The organism is uncultured Romboutsia sp. (assembly GCF_958366745.1).
Taxonomy (GTDB): Bacteria; Bacillota; Clostridia; order Peptostreptococcales; family Peptostreptococcaceae; genus Romboutsia; species Romboutsia timonensis.
Genome location: NZ_CATXCO010000113.1, coordinates 1 through 7,521 on the forward strand (window position 1 = coordinate 1; position 7,521 = coordinate 7,521).

Annotated in this window: 6 protein-coding genes; 5 read left to right on the forward strand and 1 reads right to left on the reverse strand. The window is 24.4% G+C overall.

What is annotated here, in order from left to right; genetic code table 11:
* Positions 1-64: 64 nt before the first annotated feature.
* Entirely contained in the window at positions 65-778 is a 714-nt protein-coding gene (locus Q5F54_RS08395; RefSeq protein WP_281538525.1) for a glycosyltransferase family 2 protein, read from the reverse strand.
* Between the two features lie 399 nt (positions 779-1,177).
* Here Q5F54_RS08395 and Q5F54_RS08400 point away from each other — a divergent pair, with 399 nt between their 5' ends.
* The 5 genes from Q5F54_RS08400 to Q5F54_RS08420 form a co-directional block, all read left to right on the forward strand.
* Entirely contained in the window at positions 1,178-2,065 is an 888-nt protein-coding gene (locus tag Q5F54_RS08400; protein ID WP_281538524.1) for a glycosyltransferase family 2 protein, read from the forward strand.
* On the forward strand, positions 2,004-3,305 hold the full coding sequence (locus Q5F54_RS08405; protein ID WP_281538523.1) for a UDP-glucose/GDP-mannose dehydrogenase family protein: 1,302 nt from the start codon (positions 2,004-2,006) through the stop codon (positions 3,303-3,305). Before Q5F54_RS08400 ends, Q5F54_RS08405 begins: the two co-directional genes overlap by 62 nt.
* 40 nt (positions 3,306-3,345) lie before the next feature.
* Positions 3,346-4,092: a glucose-1-phosphate thymidylyltransferase RfbA gene (gene rfbA, locus Q5F54_RS08410; protein WP_071120430.1), complete on the forward strand. Its 747-nt coding sequence runs from the start codon at positions 3,346-3,348 to the stop codon at positions 4,090-4,092.
* Positions 4,093-4,157: 65 nt separating this feature from the next.
* Positions 4,158-5,144, forward strand: coding sequence for an NAD-dependent epimerase/dehydratase family protein (locus tag Q5F54_RS08415; RefSeq protein WP_281538522.1), 987 nt, complete (start codon positions 4,158-4,160; stop codon positions 5,142-5,144).
* 136 nt (positions 5,145-5,280) lie between these two features.
* Positions 5,281-7,521, forward strand: a 2,241-nt coding sequence (locus tag Q5F54_RS08420) for a glycoside hydrolase family 99-like domain-containing protein (RefSeq protein WP_302334233.1), incomplete at its 3' end; no start/stop codon positions are given.

Below are 7,521 nucleotides of genomic sequence, written 5' to 3' on the forward strand. Positions count from 1 at the left end.
AGAAAATAGCCATTTAATATAAGTAAAAATGGTTATTTTGTCTACAATCTGAAGCTATCTATATTTAGATAGCTTTTTTATTTATTATGTCAAAACAATCTTCAAATTCAATATTAGATTTAATTTCAATACATTTATTTATTAACGTATTTATATTGGATTTAAATGTATGTTTATTTATATCTGCATGCTTAAATACTAAGTGATTATAAGATGAAGTTGAATAAAGCATATAGCCATATTTTAAACATTCGCTATTAAAATTATAATCTTCTCTAATAGAAATATCTTTAAATTTTATATTATCAAAAACTTTTCTTTTAAAACATATAGTAGATCCCATTAAATTTTGAGAATATGCATTCTCTGTTGCAACCCTTTTTAAAATAAGTTTTTTATATTGTTCTAAGTAGTAGTAAGTCTTTTGCTTACCTAAAACATAGCATCCTTCTCTTAAAAAAGCTTTATTAGCTTCATCTAAATAATAAGGACCATAATAATCGTCATCATCAAATTTTGCTATAATATTATAATTTGATTTATTAACACCAAAGTTTAAGCATGTTCCTAAAGCAGTCTTTTCAGGTAATTTATAAACAAATATATTTAATTCTTTATTTATATATTTATATATATACTCTATATTAATTTTATCATTGTTAATTACTATAATTAGTTCTTTATCGTTAAATTCTTGTCTTAAAAAGTTATTAATCATGTTTTCTATACAATAGTCTCGATTAGTTACAGTTATAATAGAAAATCCGTTTTTATACATATCTAATCCTTTCTAAAATAAAAGTATTAACTTATTTATAAATGTGCTTAATTTGAATTTAATTATTATTATATAAATCTATATTAACCGTATTTGAGAAAGTATAATTTATAGCAATATTTATTAGAAGTTTGTTTCTATATCAACAACATATAAGGATGAGTATATATTTTTACTAAATACAATATGCGAGATGTTAAAATAAATCTAATTTAATAGAATTTTTAAGTAAAATAAATTAACTTTCTGTAGAATTTTACTAAGTAAGTTTATAATATAGTATGCTTAAGTCAGATAAAAAGTGATATATTTTGAAATGTTGTGAAATAGAATAAGTGTCAAATTAAAATTTTATATCATATAATAAAAAGAAAACTATCCAATAGCGAGGTTTTTTGTATGATTGATATTAATAAACTCTTGAAGTACCCATATTTAATCGATATAAGCAAAGAAAATAATATACATTTAACTAGTATAATAATACTCACCTATAACCAACTAAAATACACTAAGCTATGTATTGAAAGCATAAGAAAATTCACATACAAAAATAGATATGAATTAATCGTAGTTGACAATAATTCGACAGATGGAACTGTATCATGGTTAAAAGAACAAGATGATATTAAGTTAATATTAAATAATGAAAACTATGGAGTAGCAAAAGGGTGGAATCAAGGTATAGAGCTATCTAAAGGAGAAAATATATTACTTCTTAATAATGATGTGATAGCTACTCCGAACTGGTTGTATAACTTAGATAGCTGTTTATGGTCAAATTATGAAATTGGTGCTGTTAGTTGCTTATCAAATCATGTTTCGAATAAACAAAGAATAGAAGTTGGTTATAGTGATATAACATCTATGTTAGATTTTGCAAGTGAGTTTAATATACAAGACTCAAGAAAATATGAATCAAGAGATAAACTTATTGGTTTTTGCTTATTAATAAAAAGAGAAGTTATAAATAAAGTTGGATTATTAGATGAGCAATTTTTTCCAGGAAATTTTGAAGATGATGATTATTGTATGAGAATATTAGAAGCTAAGTATAAACTTGTACTTAGTAAGGATACTTTTATACATCATTTTGGGAATATTTCTTTTAAGAATAACGACTTAGATTATAAGAAAATACTTAGGAAAAATAAAGAAAAATTTAAGAAAAAATGGGTTAAAATCTCATTAACAGACAATTTTATACTTACATGGAGGGATTTTAATGAAAATTGCTATAGTTGGTACTGGATATGTAGGATTAGTAACAGGTACATGTTTGGCTGAAATAGATGCAGGAAATATTATTTGCGTTGATATAGATGATATTAAAATTAATAATTTAAAAAAAGGAATATCACCAATATATGAAAATAGATTAGAAGAGTTAATAAACAAAAATTATAAAAAAGGAAATTTAGATTTTACTACAGACTATAAATATGCATATAAAGATGCAGATGTAATAATATTAGCAGTAGGAACTCCAGAAAGGGATGATGGTTCTGCAAACTTAGAATATTTATTTTATGCATGTGATAAAATTGCTAGTACTATAAATAAAGATACATTAGTAGTAGTAAAATCTACTGTTCCTATAGGTACATGTAATAGTATAGAAAAATATATCAATGAAAAATTAAACAATAATATATCTGTAGAGGTAGCATCAAATCCAGAATTTTTATCACAAGGAACAGCAGTAGAAGATACTTTAAATGCTTCAAGGATAATTATTGGAGTAAAAAGTAAATATGCAGAAGAAATATTAAGAAAAATATACAAACCGTTTAATATTCCTATAGTATGCGTAAATCGAGAAAGTAGTGAAATGATAAAGTATGCATCTAATAACTTTTTAGCATTAAAAATATCATATATAAATGATATAGCAAATTTATGTGAAAAAGTTGGAGCTAATATAGATGATGTAGTAAAAGGTATGAAATTTGATATTAGAATAGGAGATAAATTTTTTAATGCAGGTATAGGATATGGTGGTTCTTGTTTCCCAAAGGATACAAAAGCTCTTTATAACATAGCAAATAATTGTGATTATGAATTAAGAACTATAAAAGCAGCTATAGATGTAAATGAATCCCAAAAACTTAAACTTATAGAAAAGGCTAATAAGATTGTAAAAAGCTTCGATGGTTTAAATGTTGCCATCTTAGGAGTTACATTTAAACCTGGAACAGATGATATGAGAGAGGCACCATCTATATCAAATATTAAATACTTAATTGATAATGGAGCAAATGTTAGAGTATATGATCCTATAGGAACAGATAATTGTAAAAAAATATTTAAAAACGAACCGAAAATAATTTATACAAATACCATTGATGATGCTATAAAAGATTCTCAGTTATGTTTAATAATGACTGAGTGGGATGAAATTGTTAATTACGATTTAAATAAATATAAAAATTTAATGAAAAATCCTATAGTACTAGATGGTAGAAATTGCTATAACTTAAATGAAGTAGCAAAATTAGATATTAAATATTACTCAATAGGAAGATAGATGTAAGCATAAAAATATAATTTAATGAAGGTGACAATTTATGAAAGGCATAATATTAGCGGGTGGATCTGGAACAAGACTTTATCCTTTAACTAAAGTGATATCAAAGCAACTATTACCTGTATATGATAAACCCATGATATATTATCCATTATCTACTTTAATATTAGCTGGGATAAAAGATATTCTTATAATATCTACACCAAGAGATATATTGATGTTTCAAGATTTGTTAGGAGATGGAAATGACTTTGGTGTTAATCTTAAATATGAAATCCAACAAGAACCTAATGGTTTAGCAGAGGCATTTATAATTGGTGAAACATTTATAGGCGGTGATAGTGTATGTTTGATATTAGGTGATAATATATTTAATGGCGGAAACTTACTTTCAATATTAGAAAAATGTTCTAAGCTTACAGAAGGAGCTACTATATTTGGCTACTTAGTAGATGATCCTAAATCTTTTGGTGTAGTTGAATTTGATGATAAATTCAATGTTTTATCAATAGAAGAAAAACCAGAAAAACCAAAATCTAATTATATAGTTCCAGGACTATACTTTTATGATAATGATGTTATAAAGATAGCTAAAAGTATTAAACCATCTGATAGAGGAGAATTAGAAATAACTTCAATAAATAATGAGTATTTAATAGCTAATAAGTTAAAGGTTGAAATTTTAGATAAAGATGTAGCTTGGTTTGATGCTGGGACTTTTGAAAATTTAAAGAAAGCTTCGGACTATATGTATAAAATTAAAAAGCTTAAAAGTATTAATATTTAATTTTCATAAAATACATTAAATATAATTAAGAAAAATTACTATAAATTTTTTAGTGAGGTTATTAGATGGGAAAATATATTTTGTTAGGTGGAGCAGGTTTTATAGGTCAAAACTTGGCTAGATTACTGCTAACTACAAATAATCAAATTATAATTTATGATAGAAATATATCTGAAAAAATTTTAGATACTAATATTCTAGAAAAGTGTCAAATCGTAGAAGGAAATTTTTTTGAGGATAATAATTTAGGAAAATACGTAAACAATGTAGATTGTGTAGTACATTTAATAAGCAGTGTGTCACCTCAAACATCTATGTGTGATATATATAGTGGATATGAAAAAGATATAAAAAAGGCAATTGAATTATGTGAGTTATGCAAAAATAATAGTATAAAAAGGATAGTATTTATATCATCTGGTGGAACTATTTATGGAAATGGAAATATAAATATAAAAAGGTACTCTGAGGATATGCAGACTAATCCTATAAATAATTATGGGATAATTAAATTAACTATTGAAAAAATATTATTAATGTACAATGAAATATATAATATGGAAAATATTATATTAAGAGTATCTAATCCATATGGAGTATGGCAAAATCCACAAAAAAATATAGGTATAATTTCAGTTTTCTTAGATAGCATTATGAAGGATAAAGAAGTAATTATATATGGAGATGGAAATACAGTAAGAGACTATGTTGAAATTGATGATGTTTGTAAAGCAATAGAATCTGTTATTTCATATAAATTTAAACAAGATGTATGTCCTATATTTAATATAGGGAGTGGAGTCGGACACTCTATTAATGATATATTAAAAACAATAGAAAAAATTACTGAAAAACACGCAAATGTAGAATATTTACCCTCTAGAGCTATAGATGTTAAATCTAATGTATTAGATATAAACAAAGCTAAAAAAATATTAAATTATACATGTAATACGGATATAGAATCTGGAATAAGGAAATTTATAGAGCAAAAAGAAAGTTTACTTTTATTAAGAAGTAATAATGAAAATAATCCTATTAAAAATAAATAAACTTATATTTTCTTATAGATTTGTTTTTATTTAATAAAATATAGTATGTATTGAGTTATAAAATATATAAAAAAGTTAATATATTGTTTATTCTATATCTTTACAAAAATGAATAATAAAAGGTGAGGATTGAGTTATGAAAATATTAAACAGAGGAAAGGATTCAAAAGATACAGAAAGCTTTAATAAAATTAAAGTAAATGATGAACCAAGTTTAAAATTATTAAATTCCATTCTAAATGAAGAAAGTAACCTTGGAAATAGATCTATTAGTGAAAATAGTACTATATTTAGATTAAAATCAGATGATGTCAAGTTAATTGCATTTTATCTACCTCAATTTCATCAAATACCAGAAAATGATAAGTGGTGGGGAGAAGGATTTACAGAATGGACAAATGTAAAAAAAGTCATCCCACAATTTAAAGGTCACTATCAGCCTCATATCCCAGGAGAACTTGGATATTATAACTTAACAAATAAAGAAGTAATGAAAAGACAAATAGAATTGGCAAAACAATACGGAATATATGGTTTTTGTTTTCATCACTATTGGTTTGCAGGGAAGAGATTATTAGAAAAGCCTGTAAATATGCTTATAGAAAATAAAGATTTAGATATTCCATTTTGCTTATGTTGGGCAAATGAGAATTGGACTAGAAGATGGGATGGTTTAGATAATGAAGTATTAATAGCACAAAAGCACTCACCAGAAGATGATATTAATTTTATAGAAGATATAAGTAAATATTTTAACGATACTAGATATATAAAAATAGATGAAAAACCAGTATTAATAGTATATCGAATAGAACTATTTCCAAATCCAGAAGATACTATAGTTAGATGGAGAAAATGGATGGAAGATCATGGCTATAAGGGAATTTATTTAATAGGAGCACAAGGATTTGCTTGTAAAAATCCAACAAAGTATGGACTAGATGCTGCTGTTGAATTTCCGCCAAATGGAATGTATAAATACAATTATATCTCTAGCCAAGTTTCATTTAAAAATCCAAATTTTAAAGGTAATATAGTAGACTATAGTTACTATGTAAATAATAAATTATACTTAAAAGAGGATAAAGAAAAATATAATTTATTTAAAACAATAATACCATCATGGGATAACACACCTAGAAGAGGTAATAAATCAACAATATTTTATAATTCCTCTCCTGAATTATATAAACAGTGGCTTAAAGATATTATTATCTACACTAAAACTAAAAAAAATAAAGATGAGCAATTTGTATTTATAAATGCATGGAATGAATGGGGCGAAGGAGCATATCTTGAACCAGATGTAAAGTATGGATATTCTTATTTAAATTCAACGAAAGAAGCTATTTTAGAAACTAGAAAATTAAATAAAAAAATACTTTATGTATCTCATGATACTAAATATGGTGGAGCTCAATTATTATCATTAAATATCATTAAGTATTTAAAAGAAAAATTCAAGTATGATATTAGTATAATAGCTATAAATTGCGGTTGGTTTGAAGATGAGTTTAAAAAATACGGTGATTTTTATAATGTAGATAATAATTTAGAAAAGGCTCACAGTATAATTAAAAAATTAAGAAACTCAGGAGTTGATATAGCAATATGCAACACTGTTATTTCTGGTGATCTAGTTAAACTACTAAAAAATGAAAATTATAAAGTTATAACTTTGATACATGAATTGAGTGGAACAATAAAAGCATATAATGCTGAAGAAAAAGCACGTAATATATCAATTTACTCAGATACAATAATATTTCCTTCTAAATATGTTAAAGATGAATTTAAAGATATAGTAGATAAAAATATTGAAAATAAGTCTAAAATTATACCTCAAGGTGTATTCAATAATAAAAGAGAATATAAAGATAAAAAAATATGTACAAAAGATTTAAAAGAAAAGTTAAATATAAGTCAAAATTCAAAGATTGTATTAGGTGTTGGGTATGGAGATAAAAGAAAAGGAATAGATTTATTCATAGATATAGCTAATAAAATTAGCAAAAAAAATAAAAATATATATTTTATTTGGATAGGTCCTATAGATACTAATTATGTATCTAAAGTTTGTAGCAGTGAAAGTCTTAGAAATAAAAATTTAATATTTGAAAATTTTACTAATGATTTAGAAAAATATTATTTAAGTTCTGATTTATATCTTTTAACTTCAAGAGAAGATCCATTCCCTTCTGTAGTATTAGAAAGTATGTATTATGGATTACCTGTAGTTGGATTTAATAATGCAGGTGGATTTGTAGATATAGTAAAGCATAATGACACTGGATTTATTGTTGATTTTGAAGATTTAATTATGACTGAGAAAATAATAATGGAAAATATATTTGATAAAACTAAATTAAATCTTATG

Bases quoted from the DNA above. Each gene is read 5' to 3' on its own strand.
- Q5F54_RS08395 (WP_281538525.1), bottom strand. From the start codon at position 778: ATGTATAAAAACGGATTTTCTATTATAACTGTAACTAATCGAGACTAT.
- Q5F54_RS08400 (WP_281538524.1), top strand. From the start codon at position 1,178: ATGATTGATATTAATAAACTCTTGAAGTACCCATATTTAATCGATATA.
- Q5F54_RS08405 (WP_281538523.1), top strand. From the start codon at position 2,004: ATGAAAATTGCTATAGTTGGTACTGGATATGTAGGATTAGTAACAGGT.
- rfbA (WP_071120430.1), top strand. From the start codon at position 3,346: ATGAAAGGCATAATATTAGCGGGTGGATCTGGAACAAGACTTTATCCT.
- Q5F54_RS08415 (WP_281538522.1), top strand. From the start codon at position 4,158: ATGGGAAAATATATTTTGTTAGGTGGAGCAGGTTTTATAGGTCAAAAC.